The organism is Bradyrhizobium cytisi (assembly GCF_008123515.1).
Lineage (GTDB): Bacteria > Pseudomonadota > Alphaproteobacteria > Rhizobiales > Xanthobacteraceae > Bradyrhizobium > Bradyrhizobium cytisi.
This window is the reverse complement of sequence record NZ_VSSR01000062.1, coordinates 22,760-38,994: the sequence shown is the minus strand read 5'-3', so window position 1 is coordinate 38,994 and position 16,235 is coordinate 22,760. Positions and strand designations below refer to the sequence as shown.

Sequence of the window (16,235 nt, the reverse complement as noted above, 5' to 3'; positions counted from 1 at the left end):
GCGTCCTCACAATGCGAAGCGCCGCAGATCGGAGAGCACCGACGCGACGAAGCCCAGGAACCGGGCCCCAGCCACGCCGTCGACGACCCGGTGATCCCACGACAGACTCATCGGAAGGATGAGGCGCGGTTCAAACTCGCGGCCGTTCCAGACCGCCTCGGTGGCGGCCCGCCCGGCGCCGAGGATCGCCACCTCGGGCGCGTTGATGATGGGCGTAAATCCCTGACCGCCGATGCCGCCGAGAGACGACACCGAGAAACAGCCGCCCTGCATGTCGCCCGACGCGAGCTGCCCCGCGTGCGCCTTGTCGGCGAGCGAGCGCATCTCCGCGGCAATCTGCCGAAGGCCCTTCTTATCGCAGTCCCGGATCACCGGCACGACCAGACCTCTCGGCGTGTCGACAGCGACGCCGATGTGGACGTAGTGCTTGAGGATCAACTCATCGCCATCGAGCGACGAATTGAAGCGCGGGTATTTCTGCAGCGCCAAGGCCGCGGCCTTGATCAGCAGCGACACCATGGTGAGCTTCGCCGTGTCCTTCGCGGCCTCGGCATTGGCGAGCTGTCGAAAGGCTTCGGCGTCGGTCACATCCGCTCTGTCGAAATTCGTTACATGGGGAATGACGCTCCAGTTGCGCGAGAGGTTCATACCGGTCAGCTTCTGGATCCGTGTCAGCGCCAGGCGCTCGACCGCGCCGTACCTCTCGAAATCCACCTTGGGCCAATCGACCGGGGCGTCGGGCTCAGGCGCCATCGCCGGTCCCGATCGCACCAGTCCGTTGACGAAGGCCGCCACATCCTCGCGCAAAATCCGGCCCTTGAGGCCAGTGGGCACGACCGAGTCCAGCGTCACGCCGAGCTCACGCGCCAAAGCGCGGACCGACGGCGATGCATGCGCCGCCCCGCTAGGCTGCGGCTGCTGTGCACGTGCTCGCGAGTCATCGACTGGAGCCGCGGGCGCCGGCCGTGACAGCGCCTCCTGCTTCGAGATCCGTTGCTCCACCTGCGGTGCCGACGCAGTCGCCGGCGGAGGCGCGGTGGATTCGCCGCGACCTTCGAGGATCATCAGAACCGAACCTTGAGAAACCCGCGCCCCGACGTCGATCATCAGTTTGGCCACCGTACCTGCGGCCGGGGATGGCACCTCCATCGTCGCCTTGTCGGACTCGATCGACAGCAACGGCATGTCGATCGTGACCTCGTCGCCGACCGACACATTGATTTCGACTACCGGAACATCCTTGTAGTCCCCAATATCTGGCAGAACGACTTCAATTGAACGAGACATGCGCGCTCCGCCCTATCTCAGCGCGACCAAGGCGATGCAACGCCGGTCGGCAATTCGTAGCTGGCGATGGCTTCGGCGACCTGCTCACGCGCCACTTGACCCAATTTTGCCAGCGCCGACAGCGCCGCAACGACGATCTGCTTGCGATCGACCTCGAAGAACGATCTCAGCGCGGCGCGCGTATCGCTGCGCCCGAAGCCGTCGGTGCCCAGCACCGTATAGGGCGCCTCGATGTAAGAACCGATCAGTTGCGGATAAGCCCGGACATAATCCGATGCCGCGACGATCGGCACCTTGCCGCCGAGGCATTGTACGACGTGGCTCTCGACCGGGGTCGACAGCGGCGAGAGCCGATTAGTTCGCTCCACCTCGCGCGCCTCCCCGCGCCAGCTCGGAAAAGCTCGTTGCCGACCAGACTTCACAGGCCACTTTCCATTCGCTTTGCAGCATCGCTGCGGCGGCGAGCGCCTCCGGGAGAATGGCGCCCGAGCCGACCAGCCTGATCTTCGCCGGCCCGTCAGCGCTCGGCAGAACCCGATAGAGACCCTTGATGATGCCGTCGCGTGCATCGTCGGGCATCGAGGGCTGCGCATAGTTCTCGTTCATCGCCGTGAGGTAATAGAACTCGTCGTTGCCCTGCTCGAGCATCGACCGCATGCCGTGATCGACGATGACAGCCACCTCGTAGGAGAATGCCGGATCGTAGGCCCGGCAGTTCGGAACGGTCGCCGCCATCAGATGGCTGGACCCGTCCTGATGCTGCAAGCCTTCGCCGCCGAGCGTCGTCCGGCCGGCCGTCGCCCCGATCAAAAAGCCACGCGCGCGCTGGTCCGCCGCCGCCCAGATCAGATCGCCGACCCGCTGAAAGCCGAACATCGAATAGTAGATATAGAACGGCAGCAACGGGAAGTTATGGATGCTGTAGGAGGTCGCCGCCGCGGTCCATGACGAAATCGCCCCCGCCTCGGTGATCCCCTCCTCCAGCAATTGACCGTCGATCGCTTCCTTGTAGTACAGCATCGAACCGGCATCTTCCGGCTCGTAGAGCTGTCCCGCCGGCGAGTAGATGCCGACCTGTCTGAACAGGTTCGCCATTCCGAAGGTGCGGGCTTCGTCGGCGACGATCGGAACGATGCGCGGGCCGAGCGTTTTGTCCTTGAGCAAATTGGTGAACAGCCGCACGATCGCCATCGTGGTCGACGTCTCCTTGCCGTCGCCGCGCAGCGCGAACTCCGCGTAGGTTTGCAGCGGCGGCACCGGCAGCGCCGCCGAATCGCGTCGCCGCGCCGGCATGTACCCACCGAGTGCCGCGCGACGGGCGCGTAGGTACTGAATTTCCGCGCTGTCTTCCGCAGGCCTGAAGAATTCCAGATCCTCGACTTGCTTGTTGCTGAGCGGCAGGGCGAATCGGTCGCGGAACGCATACAGCGCGTCGACGTCGAGCTTCTTGGCCTGGTGCGACGTCATACGCGACTCGCCGGCGCCGCCCATGCCGTAGCCCTTCTTGGTCTTCGCCAGAATGACGGTCGGCCGACCCTTAATGTCCTTCGCGGCGGCAAAGGCCGCGAACAGCTTCTTGAAGTCGTGGCCACCGCGCTTCAGGCCGTCGATATCCGCGTCCGACATGTGCGCAACTAGCGCCCGGACCTCGGGATCCTCGCTGAAGAAGTTGGCGAGGTTGTAGGCCCCATCCTTGGCGCCGAGCGTCTGATATTTGCCATCGACGGTGTCGGCGAATTTGCGCAGCAGCGCATGCTTGATATCGCGCGCGAAGATATCGTCCCAGTGCGATCCCCACAGCACCTTGATGACGTTCCAGCCGGCGCCCTGGAAAAGTGATTCGAGTTCCTGAATCACCTGCCCGTTGCCGCGGACCGGCCCATCCAGGCGCTGCAGGTTGCAATTGACGACGAAGGTGAGGTTGTCGAGATTTTCCCGTGCCGCCAGGGCGAGCCCGGCGATCGATTCCGGCTCGTCCATCTCGCCGTCGCCGAACACACCCCAGACGTGACGACCAGCCGTCTGCACCAGGCCGCGATGCTGCAGATACTTCATGAACCGCGCCTGGTAGATCGCGCTGATCGGGCCGAGGCCCATCGACGCCGACGGCACCTGCCAGAACTCTGGCATCAGCCAGGGATGCGGATAGGACGACAGACCAGGGCCACTCAGTTCCTGGCGATACAGCTTCAAATTTTCGTCCGACAATCGGCCTTCGAGATACGCTCGTGCATAGACTCCAGGAGACGAATGCGGCTGGAAATACACCAAGTCCCCCTCCGACTCGGAGCTTGACGCGCGAAAGAAATGATTGAAACCGACTTCGAAGATCTCTGCCGCCGAGGCGTAGCTGGCGACGTGCCCGCCGAGTTCCCCATAGGCCTTGTTGGCACGGACCACCATCGCGAGCGCGTTCCAGCGAATGATTGCCGTCAGGCGGGTCTCGATCGCGATGTCGCCGGGGTAGGGCTTCTGCTGCTCAAGCGGAATCGAATTTCGATAGGGCGAGAACGGCGGAGAGTCCAGCAGAACGCCGAGCTCCTTCGCACGCCGATCGAGTGCAGCCAGGATGTATCGCACGCGCTCGGCACCGGCGCTGTGGTGGAGCGATCCAAGCGAGGCGAGCCAATCGGCGGTTTCGACCGCATCCTGATCGGCGTTGACGGCCTTGCGTGGCGGATCGATGTGTGCAGTCATGCGTCGGGCTCCGAGAAAGCCCGCACTTGGTAGCATCGGGTGCTATGGCACGTGCTGCTGAATACGGCCGCGTTCCGACGGATTGCCCGGCTCCGGCGGGACGCCGAGGCTCGCATTGCAGCATTCTCTGCTGTTGGTTCAATCGGGCGAGTGATCGAGCCGTCGGTCGCCTGACAGGTGCTCCCGCTTGGTCACGGCGCAGCATGCCGCATCGCTCAGCGCTCACGCCGCAGTAGCGGGCATCTTGTCGCAAATCAGCGAACTCGACGGCTCGCCGCGACTAGTGACCTGACCTTTCAAAACAGCTAACCTCGGCTAGCAGCAGGATCTGCATCAAAGCTTGACCGACTTGACGAATTGGCAGGATTGAAATGCCGCCCGAGACCGAGTTCGATCGCGAATTTGCGCGAATGGATCTGCCCGATCTTCGGATCAACTATGATCCTGTCGATCCGGATCAGTTCGATCGTCCCGTCACTTCATTCTGTCTCGAAACCAGCAAAGACAACGACGATCTGCCGCTGCACTCACACCGCAAAGGCCAATTGGTCGTCGCATCTCATGGCTCGGTGATGTGCCGGGCGCCTGGCGGCTTGTGGATCGTGCCTCCGCAAGGCGCGGTATGGATCCCGGCCGGCGTGCAGCACAGCAATTGCGTGGCCGATTTCGGCAAACTCTACACCGTGTTCATCGATCCGCAGGTCAGCATGCTGCCGCGGACCTGCTGCACGCTGATGATCACGTCGCTGGTGCGCGAATTGATCCACCGTCTCTCGGTGTTCCCACCGCTCTATCCGCTGGAAGGACCAACCAGCCGTCTCGGCCGCGTTTTGCTCGACGAACTCGTGCAGATGTCGACAACGGATGAAATGTATCTGCCGATCTCCCCCGACGCCCGTCTTCAACACCTCGCGACCTCCTTGTTGAATAATCCGGGCGACCGCAGCACGATGGACGAAGTCGCCTCGCGCTACGCGATGAGCGAGAGTACGTTCGCACGCTTCATCGCCAAGGAAACCGGGATGACCTTCGGGCGCTGGCGCCAGCGTCTCCACATTCTGATCGCCATGCAACGCCTCACGGCGGGCACTTCGGTCCAGGCTGTGTCGCTCGAACTGGGCTACGAAACGCCCAGCGCGTTCATCACGATGTTCAAGAAGACGATGGGAAAGAGCCCCCGCCGCTTCCTTGCCGAGCGGTCGCGCCTGATCAATTCGGACGGTTTGCCCTAGTTCGCACGTCCCTGCCTGAGCCTTTGACGACCGCGACCCCACGACGCTTTCGTGGGGCCGCCCGTAACGACGTCAGCGTTTGCTGTAAGGCGCAAGCGGATACTCGAGCGACGCTTCCGCAATGGCCTTTGGAGCCACCACCCGCGGCCTGCCTTTCAAACCCTGCAGCATCACCATCGAACAGTGGATGTTCTGGCCGGTCTCGTCGAACTTGGTGTTGTCGCCGTACATCAGGATCGGCTTCATGTCGGTCTTCTTGAGCGCGCCGTGAATCGCCGCCGACTCCGGCGACGCCGCCCGCGTCACGGCGTCTGCGACGATCTGCACCGCCTCGAACGCGCAGCCCGCATTGGCATCGAACCAGTCATTCGGGTAGTCGGCCGCGAACATCTTCACGATCTTGTCGGTCTCGGCGCCCTTGGGATTGAGCCACAACGCCGACAGAATCGGACCGTCACCATACTTTCCGAGCGCGTCGTGATACGCCTTGTCCGACACGCCGTTGGAGTTGGGCGAAAACACCATCTTTGGGTCCCAGCCCTGCTTGATGCATTCGCGCGCGATCATGATCGCGTCGTTGACGCGCGTGACCGAGATCAAAGCATCGGCACCCGACGCTTTCGCCTTGGCGACCTCTACCGACAGATCCTTCGCTTTCTCGTCATAGGCAATGTACTGCGCGATCTTGAGCGGAACATCCACTTCCTTCCACGCCTGATCGATGCTGGCCGCCGTCGACTGCCCCATCGTGTTGTTGAGATGGAGAACGACCGCGCTGCTCGGCGGATCCTTCAGCGTGCCGAGCACGGACTTCAGCTCGGTCAGCGATTGCCGCACGATGGTCAGCGACGTGGGATAATAGCGGAACACCTGGGTGAAGCCCTGCGAAGTCACCTGGGTAGCGCTCGCGATGTGGACCACCATGGGCACCTTGGCGGCCTCGCAGGCCTGCAACGCCGAAATGGTGGCGCCGGAATCCCACGCGCCGATCAGCACGGTGCAGCCCTGCCGGATCAGGCTCTCGGCGGCAATCCGACCGTTCTCCGGACGGCTTTGCGTATCGGCGTGAACGATCTCGATGTCGAGGCCGAACTTCTCACGCGCGAATTTGACGCCGAGATCGATGCCGCGCACGCAGGCTTGACCGGGAAACGCCAGCACGCCGCTGCTGGGCATGATCGCTCCCACCTTCACCTTCGTGTTCGCCGCAAACGATGGCCTAGATACCAGGCCTGCCGCAATTCCCAATCCGCTTCCTACAATCGTCCGCCGCGTGATTCCGCTTCGCTTGGTCATCTCAATGTCCTGTTGCTAAGGGGTGAAATCTTTCTCGACTAGTGGTTTCGTACGTTTGAGGAGCGACCGCCGACGTCAAAGGCCCATCTCGGCCTTGATCAATGTCTCCTCGGATTCGTCGTAGAGCGACGCGATCAGCGACTGATAGCGCTCGTTGATCTGCTTGCGACGCTTCTTCCGCGTCGGCGTCATCACGCCGTTCTCGAGCGACAGCTCCTCCGGCAGAATGCGGAACGCCTTGATCTGCTCGGCTCGCGCCAGCCTTCCGTTGGCCTTGCCGATCTCCGCCTCGATCAGCCGGTTGACGATCTCGGAGCCTGCCAGGTCCGCGTAACTCGCGATCTTGTCGTCGCGCGACTTCGCCCAGTCCATTGTGGCGGTGGCATCCACTTCGATCAGGGCGGTGAGATATTTTCGCCCCTCGCCGATCACAGCCGCCTCGGAGATGAACGGGCTGTGCCTCAGCTCGTTTTCGATCTGAGTCGGGCTGATCGATTTGCCGTTCGACGTGTTGATGATCTCCTTCTTCCGGTCGACAAGCTTGAAGGTTCCTTCCGGCGACACTTCGACGATGTCGCCGGTGTAGAGCCAGCCGTCGCGAAGCGCCGCTTTCGTCTCGTCCGGCTTGTTCCAATAGCCCGCGAACAATCCCGGTCCACGGACGATCATCTCGCCGTCCTGGAGCACGGCGGTTTCCCAGGCCGGATCCGGCAGAGGGACCCCGACGTTGCCGGCCTTCGGCCACTGCGCCATCTGCACCAGATTGGCACCGACCAGTTCGGTCTGGCCGTAGCACTCCTTGAGCTGCAAGCCCCACAACTGCCACAGCGACATCAGCTCGGACGGCATCGCCGCCGACGAGGTGAACGCGACCTTCAGCTCGTCGAAGCCGACCTCCGCGAGCAGCGGCAGGAACACTTGCTCGCGGCAGGCCGCGAACAGTTTCGAGACGAAGGCATCCTCGTGGCCGCGCTGACGGTCTTCGAGCGCCCTGCGCGCGATCGTCATGGCGAGCGTGTAGTTCTGATCTCCCGCTTCCCCGGCGGGATGCACCTTGCTGAGGATCTGTGTCGCAAAGCGCTGGTAGAACCGCGGCGGCGCCATATAGTAGGTCGGCTTCACCTCTTTGATCGTCTGGGCGAAATCCGCGGTCGTCTCGCCGAAATATGGAACTGCGTCGGCGATCAGCGGCAACGTGGTCGCCTGCCCGCGCGCCACGGTGTGCGACATCGGCAAATGCACGACCACCCGGTGCTCCTCTTCGCGCATGCTGGGGCCGAACAGCGTGATGCAATGAACGCCGGCGAGAATGGAAAGGTGCGTCAGCATGGCGCCTTTGGGGTTTCCGGTCGTCCCGGACGTATAGCCGATGCTGACGACATCGGACGCCTTTGCTGTCGCGCTCTCCTTCTGCAGATAGTCATGCGCATCAACATCGAGTGCTCCAACAAAGTCGGCCAGCGGCTTGATCGACGCCGAGGCCTCGCCGGTCCAATCCAGGTCGAGCACGATGATGCCGCGGAGCTGCTCGGCCCGACCGGAGGCGAGCACGATGCGAAGCTGCGGCTCCCCGCCGACGAACGCGAACTTCGCGCCTGAATCCGTGAAGCAGTAAGCCACTTCTTCGGGTGACGAGGTGAAGTACACGCCCACCATGACGCCGCCGGCGCACATCGTGGCCATGTCCGCGATCAGCCATTCCTCGGACGAATCGCCCATGATCGCGACCCGATCGCCGCGCTCGAGACCAGCACGCCGCAGCGCGCTGGCCAGGTTCACGACACGCTGCGCATAGGCGCCCCACGTCATGGCGGTCCAGGCGCCGTGACGCTTTTGTTGCAAGGCGATCTTGTCGGGCCGCTCCGCGAGTCGCGCGGCCAAAAGCTGCACGACGGTCGTATCCGCCAACTGGGCGCCGGATGTCATCTCAGCGACGTTCATCTCAGCGCTCCGCGAAACGCTTGCGCTTGGCTGCGAATGCGGCAACCGCCTCGGCCCGCTCGGGCGACTTGAACGTCAACATCTCCAGCGCCGCAGAGGTGTCGAGCAGCAGGTGGGCGTACTGCTTGATGATCTTGTTGACGCTGTACTTGGTCCACACGATCGATTCCTTCGGCCCGCTTGCCAGCAGTTCGGCGTATTCGATCGCGGCATCGAGAACGTTGCCGTCTGCGACCACCTCGTTGATCATGCCGATAGCAGCCGCTTTCTCGGCGGAGATGAATTCGCCGGTCATCAGATAGTGCTTCGCGCGTACCGGCCCCATCAGCAGCGGCCAGATCACCGCGCCGCCATCGCCCGCGACGACGCCGGCATTGACGTGCGTGTCGGCGAAACGGGCTGTCGAGCTCGCATAGATCACGTCGCAGAACAGCGCGAGCGTGGCACCCAGGCCGACCGCGACACCGTTGACGGCCGCGACGATCGGCACTTCGACTTCCAGCATGTTGCGGATGAGGTGGCGACCGCTGCGCGTCGGGGACGGCAGCGTTCCCTTATCCAGCGACTTCTGATCGCCACCAGAGCAAAATCCGCGGCCCGCACCGGTGAGAACGATCGCGTTGACAGAACTGTCGTGATCCAGCTTGACGAAGACGTCTTCGAGCTCCTCGTGCATCTCCCAGTTGATCGCGTTGAGGATCTCCGGGCGGTTCATCGTGACGATCGCGACGCCAGTGGCGCGCTGCTCGACGATCAGGTACTTGTAGCCGTATTGCGACATTGATTTCACCGTTCGATTACTGCTTCTGGGTCCGCATCAGCCGGATCTGCCCGAGGATCTCCTCGGTCGGCCGCACGACATTGTTCCCGTCGTTGAAATGCGGGATGACGTAGCGACCGACCATGTCGATCGCCTCCATGATCTGTTCGTGCGGGACGGAGTCCATGTGCAGCAGCACCTCGTCGATACCCATAGCCTCGAACTTCTCGATCTGACGAATGACCGTATCGGGGCTGCCGCACACCGTCGTGGCCGACTCGTTGACCAGATAGTCCCAGTCGTTGGCGGCGCGCTCCATCGACGGCACGCTCTCCCCCATGTATTTGTAGTCGTCGGCAATCGCCGCGAGACGCGGATAGGCATCGGTCGAGATCTTGGCATAGTGCATTAGCGGGCCGGCATAATCTGCCTTGGCCTGCTCGTCCGTTTTCCCGATGCCGATGAACAGCGGAATGCCGATACGCGGACGCTGCAGCGGTCCCTCCGCGTCGCACTTCCAGTTCTTTTGATAGGCGTCGATCAGCTTCTGCTGAGCTTCCCAGCCCTGATAGATGTTGCTGCTCATCACGGCGAAGCCCTGCGAGGCCGCCCAGAGATGACTGCGCTCGCTGGTCGCCGCTATCCCGATCACCGGATGCGGCTTCTGCAGCGGCTTCGGAACCAGCTGGCGCGGAGGGATCTGGTAGTACTTGCCGTCAAACGTGAAAATGTCCTGGCGCATCGCCGTTTTCAGCAGCGCCAGTCCTTCTTCCATCTGCGCCAGCGTTTCGTTCGGGTCGACGTTGAACGCCCGCATCGCGATGGTGGTGTTGGCGCGGCCGCCGTAGAATTCCATGCGGCCGTTGGACAGGATGTCGGTCACGGCAAGCCGCTCGGCCGAACGCAAAGCGTGATTGATGCGCTGCGGCATCAGCGTCACCGCCGCGCGCAGCTTGACGCGCGACGTCACCGCGGCCAGATAGCCGAACACCACTTCGGGCGCCGAGCTCGAGATCCCGCCCAGTGCCACGTGCTGCTCGGAGAGCGCGACGCAGTCGAAGCCGACCTTCTCGGCCAGACGGACCTCGTCGACCAGTTCGTGAAGCCTGCGCGAGTAACTGTGGCCGACCTGGGTTTCCTGTTCAGACCAGAACCCAAACGTAAGTGCCATGTCTCAATCCTTTTAGCTTGCGAGATGGCACAGGGTTTCATAGGCGTGGCGATATTTTCGCCCGAAAGCCGCGTTGCGTAGTAACGCTTTCCGAATTTTATGCTGTCAGCATTCGCAACATGGCAGACGCCCCGGGAAGCTTCGCCACGCAGCGGACGGGCTGACCGTCAACGGCGGGCGCTAGCGGCTCCGGCCTCGCTATCGAAGGTCTTGATCAGCAACTCGGCGACCGCCGCGAGGCACGCTTCGCCGATGGCGTAGCTCGAGCCGATCGGACTTCCGATCACGCCGTTCTGCGAAACCGATCGGATGCCGTTCTTCCACATCAGCTCGAGATCAGCCTCCGACAAGCCGCCAAGATGGCCCACCTCGAAGCGGTCCGGTCTGACGCTGTCGGGCCTAATGACCATCATCAGCGACGTCTCGGCGATGTCGGCGTGCCCGCCGACGGCCGACACGTCTCCTCCGGCTTCGCGCACCGCATCGCGCCACGTGTCGATCCATTTCGTCGAGTCGAAGAACGCCAGGATCTCGACATCCGAGGGGACGGCCTCGCGCAAGCGACCGAGCATGTCCTTCAGGACCGGAAAATTGCCGATGTGACCCGAGTGAATCAGGATACGCTTGAAGCCGTGCCGCGCCAGGCTTGTGCAATAATCGACACAAATCGCTTCCAGCGTCTCCGGCCGTAGCGAGATCGTACCCGCGAATGGCAGATGGTGAGACGAGCAGCCGACCGTGATGGTCGGCGCCACCAGCGTGTTGCCGCGGCTGCGCGCGATCCGCTCGGCCAGAGCATCGGCATGATCCGCATCCATGCCCAAAGACAAATGCGGCCCATGCTGCTCGACGGCCCCCAGCGGGATCACTACCGTCGTGCACCCATCGGCCAGCGCCGCGGCGACTTCCTCGTAGCTCATCTGCTCCAGATAGATCTGATCGGGATATCCGCGCGTCATCGGCTCAGCCCTTACTGTTCTTCGACAAAAATCTCGCACGCGCGTTGGTTGAGCTCTCGGCTGTGACATAGGCATCGAGGTCGGCCACGGTCATTTTTTCGAGCGCCTGATCGCTCATTTGCGCGGTGAGGTTGAGCGATCGCTTGATGGCATGGAACAGCTTGCGGTCTTTCTGCCGCAACACGCCGCACACGTCTCGCGCACGGGACGCGACCTCCTCGGTCGGGACGATCTCATTCACGGCGCCGATCGCCACGGCGCGCTCCGCGCCGACGAGCTCGCCCCAGTAGAGCAGCTCTTGCGCCGCCCGCACGCCGAGCTTCTCGACGGCCCGGCGCATGCCTTTGGTCACCGGCAGCAGGCCATGGTTGATTTCCGGAAATCCAATCTTGCACACCGCATCGGCCACAACATAGTCCGCATGCAGCAGAAACTCCAGGGCGCCTCCGACCGCATAGCCGCGGACGGCGCAGACGATCGGGCCCGGATAGTTCTCCATCGCCACGAGGAGTTCGTGGAAGAACCGGATGCGCGGCCTCGCGACGTCGATCCCGACGACTTCCTTGATGTCGCCGCCTGCGCTGAAGAAGCGGTCGCCGCTTCCGGTGAGCACGATGCCGGGCGGATTCTCGTCGTCGGCAAGGCGCCGGATCGCCTCCAGCAACTCGACGATGAGTTGCGCATTCAGCGCATTGGCCGGCGGCCGGTTCATCGTGATCGTGACCAGGTCTTGATCACGCTCGATCAGGAGAGAAGTGGCAGTGTTCATCAATGAGACCCAAGCGAGAGGCGGCTGCAACAGCCGGGGAGCGGTGGACCGAACGGCGGCGCGACGAGAGCCGCAACGCCCGACGCCTCGCCGAGACGGCGCGCCTCACAATCCCAGATAGGCGCGCTGGACATCGGGGTTCTCGAGCAGATCGCGGCTAGATCCATGCAACACCACGGAGCCGTTCTCGAGCACATAGCCGCGGCTGCTCATCGCGAGCGACTTGGCGACATTCTGCTCGACGAGAAGGACCGTGATGCCCTGCTCGTTAAGGGATTTGACGACGCCGAACATCACATCGGTCAGCGCCGGCGACAGTCCGATCGACGGCTCGTCGAACATCATGATTTCTGGCTTCGACATGATCGCCCGACCGATCGCCAGCATCTGTTGCTCGCCGCCGGACAGCGTGCCGGCGAGCTGGTCGCGGCGCTCGCGAAGTCGCCCGAACAGCTGATAGACGGAATCAAGCGTATTTGCCAGGTCGTGCCTGGCCCGCTTCAGCGAGCCGCCGATCAGCAGATTGTCCTCGACGGAAAGCGCACTGAAGATCTGGCGGCCCTCGGCGACCTGAGCGATGCCCATTTCGCAGATGTCCCACGGCGGTCGCCGCGAGATTTCGACTCCGTTGATCCTGACGGAACCGCGCGACGACGGCACGATCCCCGCGATTGATCGGATCAGAGAGGTCTTGCCGGCGCCGTTGGCGCCGACCACGCAGATCAGTTCACCCTTGCCGATGCGGAGCGACACGCCGTTCAGCGCATTGGAGCCGTCATAGGCCACGCACAGGTCGTCGATTTCGAGAAGCGCGTCGTCAGGCATGGAAACCGGCTCCCAGATAACTTTCCAGCACCGCAGGATCCGCTACCACCTCTGACGGCTTGCCCTCGGCGATCTTGGCGCCGTGGTGAAGCACCACCACGGTCGACGCCACTTCCATCACGATCCGCATCACGTGCTCGACCAGTAGGATCGTCAGTCCACTCTCGGCGAGCCGGTGCAGCACGCCGACGACGCCGGCCGCTTCGGTCGGACGCAGCCCCGCCATCACTTCGTCGAGCAGCAGCAACTTAGGGCGAGTCGAGAGCGCCTTCGCCATCTCGAGCATCTTGCGATCGGGCAACGTCAACTGATCCGTCCGGGCATTCGCCTTGCCGGCGAGCCCGACATTTTCGAGCGACTCATACGCCTTGTCCCGCGCCTCCTTGACGTTCGTCGTCCAACTGAAGGCGCCCACCATGGCATTCTCGAGCACCGACATATCTTTCATCGGCCGGACGATCTGGAAGGTGCGCGCAATGCCCATGCGGCACACCGCTTCGGGCGGCTCGCGCTCGAGCAAACACCCCTCGAACAACACCTGCCCGGCGGTCGGTCTCAGCGCCCCGGCGACGAGATTGAAGCAGGTGGTCTTGCCGGCGCCGTTCGGCCCGATCAGGGCGGTGATGCGGCCTGCCTGCAGTGAGAAGCTGACGTCATTGACCGCGACCAATCCAACGAACGCTTTGGTCAAGTTCTTCACTTCGAGCAGCGCGGTCATTCCTCGGCCTTCCGCAGTTGTGAGATCCGGCCGCGCGCCGGCAGCTGGATCGCCCCGTAGAGCCGGACGATCGCCGGCCAGATGCCGTCGGGCAGAAACCACACGACCAGGATCAGCACCGCCCCGTAGGCGACGCTGTTCAGTCCGGGGAGCCCCAGGCTGTCGCCGAGCGCCCCCATGGCGTGATGCAGCGGGATCGCGGCCATCGAGCCGACCAGCGGGCCGAATGCAGTGCCCAATCCGCCAACCACGGGGCCGATCAGGACATCGACCGAGATCGCCATGCCCATGATCGAATCCGGAAAGATCGCGCCCTGCACCAGGCCCAGGACGCCGCCGCCGATCGCGGCCGTCGCGGCCGATATCGAGACCACCAGCACCTTGTGGCGAAACGTCCGCACCCCCAGCGCGCGGGCGGCCTCGTCGTCGTCCCGCATCGCCCGCCAGACATAGCCCCAATAGGACCGCGAGATCAGCTCCGTTCCCGCGACGCCGATGGCCGCAAGCGCGAGCGCGACGAAGTAGTAAAACCGCGCGTCACCGCGCAGCATCCCGAGGTCCATCGTGCCGCTCGGTGCCTGATAGAACAGGCCCTGCATGCCGCCGACATAGTCCCACCCGCCGAACATGATCCGGGCGAATTCGGCGGCCGCGATCGTGAGCAGCGCGAAATAGATGCCACGGACCTCGAAGCGGAAGCTCAGCCACGCCAGCACAGCGCCGACGAAGCCCGCAATCACCGCGCCCAGCAGCAGACCGATCCACGGGGTGACGCCGTATTTGATGTTCAGGATCGCCACCGCATACGCACCGATTCCAACGAACAGCGCGTGACCGATGGATAGCTGCCCGCCGATCCCGAGCATCAGGTTCCACGATTGTCCCAGGAAGGTGAACAACAGGACGATCGTCAGAAGCGAGATGACGTAGGCGTTGGACATGCCACCCACCATGGCCAGGGCGGCGAAGACCAGAGCGCCGGCGCCCCAACGCTTGGTGTCGCTGGCTTGATCAGATGTCCTTTGCACCGAAAAACCCCCTCGGACGTAAAATCAGGATGATTATCAGGAGCGCGTAAGGGAGTGCAGTTTTCATCGACGGCGTGAACATCAAGGCCGCGATCGCTTCGGCGACTCCGATCGTCAGGCCGCCCAGAAGAGCGCCGCCGAAGCTGCCGAGACCGCCGACGATCACCGTCACGAAGGCCAGCAGCGTGAAGTCGACGGCGAGATAGGGTTGCGCATCGAACAGCGGCGAGATCAATGCGCCGGCGACGCCAGCGCAGGCGGCTCCGATGCCGAAGGTCACCGCATAGACCCGAGGGATATTAAGCCCGACCACCAGTCCGCCGAGTCGATTATTGGCGGCGCCCCGCAGCGATCGGCCGAATGCGGAGTACTTCAGATAGGCTCCCAGTGCGGCGATTAGCAGGCCGGCCGTAGCGGCCGCCTGGATGCGGGCCCAATCCAAGGTGAGCGGTCCCACGCTCACGGTCTGGAAGGACAGCTGAGACGCCGTCGGCCGCGGATCCGGACCGAACGACATCAGCAATACGCCGCTGAAAAGCAGTGAGAGGCCGATGAAGACGATAAACTGATAATGATGCGGCCGATTGACGAACCGCTTCACGACGAGCGTCTCCAGCAGATAGCCGAACACGAACATGACGACCGCGGCGACCGCAGCGGCTAGAAAGATCGGGACGTCCCAAATTCGAACGGTCCAGTATCCGATGTAGATCCCGAACACGACCATCTCGCCATGAGCGAAATTGACCACGCGCATGACGCCGAAGATGATCGTGAGACCGAGCGCGACGAGCCCGTAAACCAGTCCGATGAGCACCCCGCCGGCGATGACATTGAGCCAGAGCGACAGCATCAGCGACCGACCGCTGATGGATGCGCGATGGAAAGTCTTCGTCTTCCTTGCATGCTGATCGGTTCCATCTTGGCTGTAGCGGAAACGTAGCGGCGCCTGACGTCGTCTGTGCTTCAGACCGCCTTTGGCGCGGCGAAACATCCGTCGATGTAGACGAGCGACTCACATCCGGCTCTCGTGGTCTGAGCCACCACCTCTCCGGTGAAAATGGTGTGACTACTGTCGCTGTAAGCATTCACCACGCGGCAATCGAAGCTGCAGACCGCGCCGACCAGACTCGGTGCTCCGGTTTTGAGATCGCACCACAAACCGTCGCCGAAGCGGATATCGCCCTTGCTGCCGTCCTGCCCGGAAAACTTGAGCGCCAGATCGCGATGCTCGACCCCCAGAATATTCCAGCAGAACGACCGACTGCTGAGAATGGTGTCGTGCGCACCGGCAGATCGATTGACGCAAACCAGCACGCTGGGCGGAGCCGCCGACAGTGAGCAGCCCGCCGTCAGTGTCAGACCATGGCGGTTCGGCGCCCGGCCTGTCGTGACGATCGACACGGTGCCCGGCACGCTGCGCATTGCAGCGCGGAATGCTGCGGCATCGAGTGGGCTCGTTTCGGACAGCGGTGTTGCGGACGGCATGGCTACGACCCTTGGATTCATGGGATGGATGCGCCCTCTTTGTCTGGTTGTGAGTCCGGGCATG

At 63.1% G+C, this 16,235-nt stretch carries 13 protein-coding genes and 1 pseudogene; 1 reads left to right on the top strand and 13 read right to left on the bottom strand.

All coding sequences use genetic code 11. From position 1 onward, the window contains the following. Window positions 1-6 precede the first annotated feature (6 nt). Window positions 7-1,287, bottom strand: coding sequence for a 2-oxo acid dehydrogenase subunit E2 (locus FXB38_RS32065; RefSeq protein ID WP_148754962.1), 1,281 nt, complete (start codon window positions 1,285-1,287; stop codon window positions 7-9). A gap of 17 nt (window positions 1,288-1,304) precedes the next feature. Beyond that, a pseudogene (mdeB, locus tag FXB38_RS32060) lies at window positions 1,305-3,984 on the bottom strand (alpha-ketoglutarate dehydrogenase). A 371-nt stretch (window positions 3,985-4,355) separates the two neighbouring features. Between mdeB and FXB38_RS32055 the strand changes: the two are divergent. After that, complete coding sequence (locus tag FXB38_RS32055; protein ID WP_187435289.1) at window positions 4,356-5,216, top strand: AraC family transcriptional regulator; 861 nt, start codon at window positions 4,356-4,358, stop codon at window positions 5,214-5,216. A 72-nt stretch (window positions 5,217-5,288) separates the two neighbouring features. On the opposite strand, the gene FXB38_RS32050 is transcribed toward FXB38_RS32055, so the two are convergent. The 11 genes from FXB38_RS32050 to FXB38_RS32000 all read right to left on the bottom strand — a co-directional run bounded on the left by FXB38_RS32050 (window position 5,289) and on the right by FXB38_RS32000 (window position 16,234). After that, on the bottom strand, window positions 5,289-6,512 hold the full coding sequence (locus tag FXB38_RS32050) for an ABC transporter substrate-binding protein (protein WP_148754961.1): 1,224 nt from the start codon (window positions 6,510-6,512) through the stop codon (window positions 5,289-5,291). 75 nt (window positions 6,513-6,587) lie between these two features. Next, complete coding sequence (locus FXB38_RS32045; RefSeq protein WP_148754960.1) at window positions 6,588-8,453, bottom strand: AMP-dependent synthetase/ligase; 1,866 nt, start codon at window positions 8,451-8,453, stop codon at window positions 6,588-6,590. Between the two features lies 1 nt (window position 8,454). Next, entirely contained in the window at window positions 8,455-9,234 is a 780-nt protein-coding gene (locus tag FXB38_RS32040) for an enoyl-CoA hydratase/isomerase family protein (RefSeq protein ID WP_007594449.1), read from the bottom strand. 16 nt (window positions 9,235-9,250) lie between these two features. Then, window positions 9,251-10,384 (bottom strand): LLM class flavin-dependent oxidoreductase, encoded by a 1,134-nt coding sequence (locus FXB38_RS32035; RefSeq protein ID WP_148754959.1) that lies wholly within the window; start codon window positions 10,382-10,384, stop codon window positions 9,251-9,253. A gap of 167 nt (window positions 10,385-10,551) precedes the next feature. Beyond that, window positions 10,552-11,343: a creatininase family protein gene (locus FXB38_RS32030; RefSeq protein WP_148754958.1), complete on the bottom strand. Its 792-nt coding sequence runs from the start codon at window positions 11,341-11,343 to the stop codon at window positions 10,552-10,554. 4 nt (window positions 11,344-11,347) lie between these two features. Further along, window positions 11,348-12,112 (bottom strand): enoyl-CoA hydratase/isomerase family protein, encoded by a 765-nt coding sequence (locus FXB38_RS32025; RefSeq protein ID WP_148754957.1) that lies wholly within the window; start codon window positions 12,110-12,112, stop codon window positions 11,348-11,350. Window positions 12,113-12,217: 105 nt separating this feature from the next. After that, window positions 12,218-12,937 carry an ABC transporter ATP-binding protein gene (locus tag FXB38_RS32020; protein WP_148754956.1) on the bottom strand — a complete coding sequence of 240 codons (720 nt, stop codon included), beginning with the start codon at window positions 12,935-12,937 and terminating at the stop codon, window positions 12,218-12,220. After that, complete coding sequence (locus tag FXB38_RS32015; RefSeq protein ID WP_148754955.1) at window positions 12,930-13,655, bottom strand: ABC transporter ATP-binding protein; 726 nt, start codon at window positions 13,653-13,655, stop codon at window positions 12,930-12,932. Before FXB38_RS32015 ends, FXB38_RS32020 begins: the two co-directional genes overlap by 8 nt. Further along, window positions 13,652-14,683 carry a branched-chain amino acid ABC transporter permease gene (locus FXB38_RS32010; RefSeq protein ID WP_007594458.1) on the bottom strand — a complete coding sequence of 344 codons (1,032 nt, stop codon included), beginning with the start codon at window positions 14,681-14,683 and terminating at the stop codon, window positions 13,652-13,654. Before FXB38_RS32010 ends, FXB38_RS32015 begins: the two co-directional genes overlap by 4 nt. Continuing rightward, the gene (locus tag FXB38_RS32005) at window positions 14,667-15,677 is read right to left on the bottom strand and encodes a branched-chain amino acid ABC transporter permease (RefSeq protein ID WP_246230280.1); all 1,011 of its coding nucleotides are present in this window, start codon (window positions 15,675-15,677) and stop codon (window positions 14,667-14,669) included. The genes FXB38_RS32010 and FXB38_RS32005 overlap by 17 nt, the downstream gene beginning before the upstream one ends. Further along, a complete protein-coding gene (locus FXB38_RS32000; protein WP_246230278.1) occupies window positions 15,650-16,234 on the bottom strand; it encodes a flavin reductase family protein in 585 nt (194 codons plus the stop codon). Before FXB38_RS32000 ends, FXB38_RS32005 begins: the two co-directional genes overlap by 28 nt. Window position 16,235: the final 1 nt, after the last annotated feature.

Bases quoted from the DNA above. Each gene is read 5' to 3' on its own strand.
- FXB38_RS32035 (WP_148754959.1), bottom strand. From the start codon at position 10,384: ATGGCACTTACGTTTGGGTTCTGGTCTGAACAGGAAACCCAGGTCGGC.
- FXB38_RS32040 (WP_007594449.1), bottom strand. From the start codon at position 9,234: ATGTCGCAATACGGCTACAAGTACCTGATCGTCGAGCAGCGCGCCACT.
- FXB38_RS32030 (WP_148754958.1), bottom strand. From the start codon at position 11,343: ATGACGCGCGGATATCCCGATCAGATCTATCTGGAGCAGATGAGCTAC.
- FXB38_RS32000 (WP_246230278.1), bottom strand. From the start codon at position 16,234: ATGCCCGGACTCACAACCAGACAAAGAGGGCGCATCCATCCCATGAAT.
- FXB38_RS32055 (WP_187435289.1), top strand. From the start codon at position 4,356: ATGCCGCCCGAGACCGAGTTCGATCGCGAATTTGCGCGAATGGATCTG.
- FXB38_RS32020 (WP_148754956.1), bottom strand. From the start codon at position 12,937: ATGCCTGACGACGCGCTTCTCGAAATCGACGACCTGTGCGTGGCCTAT.
- FXB38_RS32050 (WP_148754961.1), bottom strand. From the start codon at position 6,512: ATGACCAAGCGAAGCGGAATCACGCGGCGGACGATTGTAGGAAGCGGA.
- FXB38_RS32005 (WP_246230280.1), bottom strand. From the start codon at position 15,677: ATGTTTCGCCGCGCCAAAGGCGGTCTGAAGCACAGACGACGTCAGGCG.
- FXB38_RS32025 (WP_148754957.1), bottom strand. From the start codon at position 12,112: ATGAACACTGCCACTTCTCTCCTGATCGAGCGTGATCAAGACCTGGTC.
- FXB38_RS32045 (WP_148754960.1), bottom strand. From the start codon at position 8,453: ATGAACGTCGCTGAGATGACATCCGGCGCCCAGTTGGCGGATACGACC.
- FXB38_RS32065 (WP_148754962.1), bottom strand. From the start codon at position 1,287: ATGTCTCGTTCAATTGAAGTCGTTCTGCCAGATATTGGGGACTACAAG.
- FXB38_RS32015 (WP_148754955.1), bottom strand. From the start codon at position 13,655: ATGACCGCGCTGCTCGAAGTGAAGAACTTGACCAAAGCGTTCGTTGGA.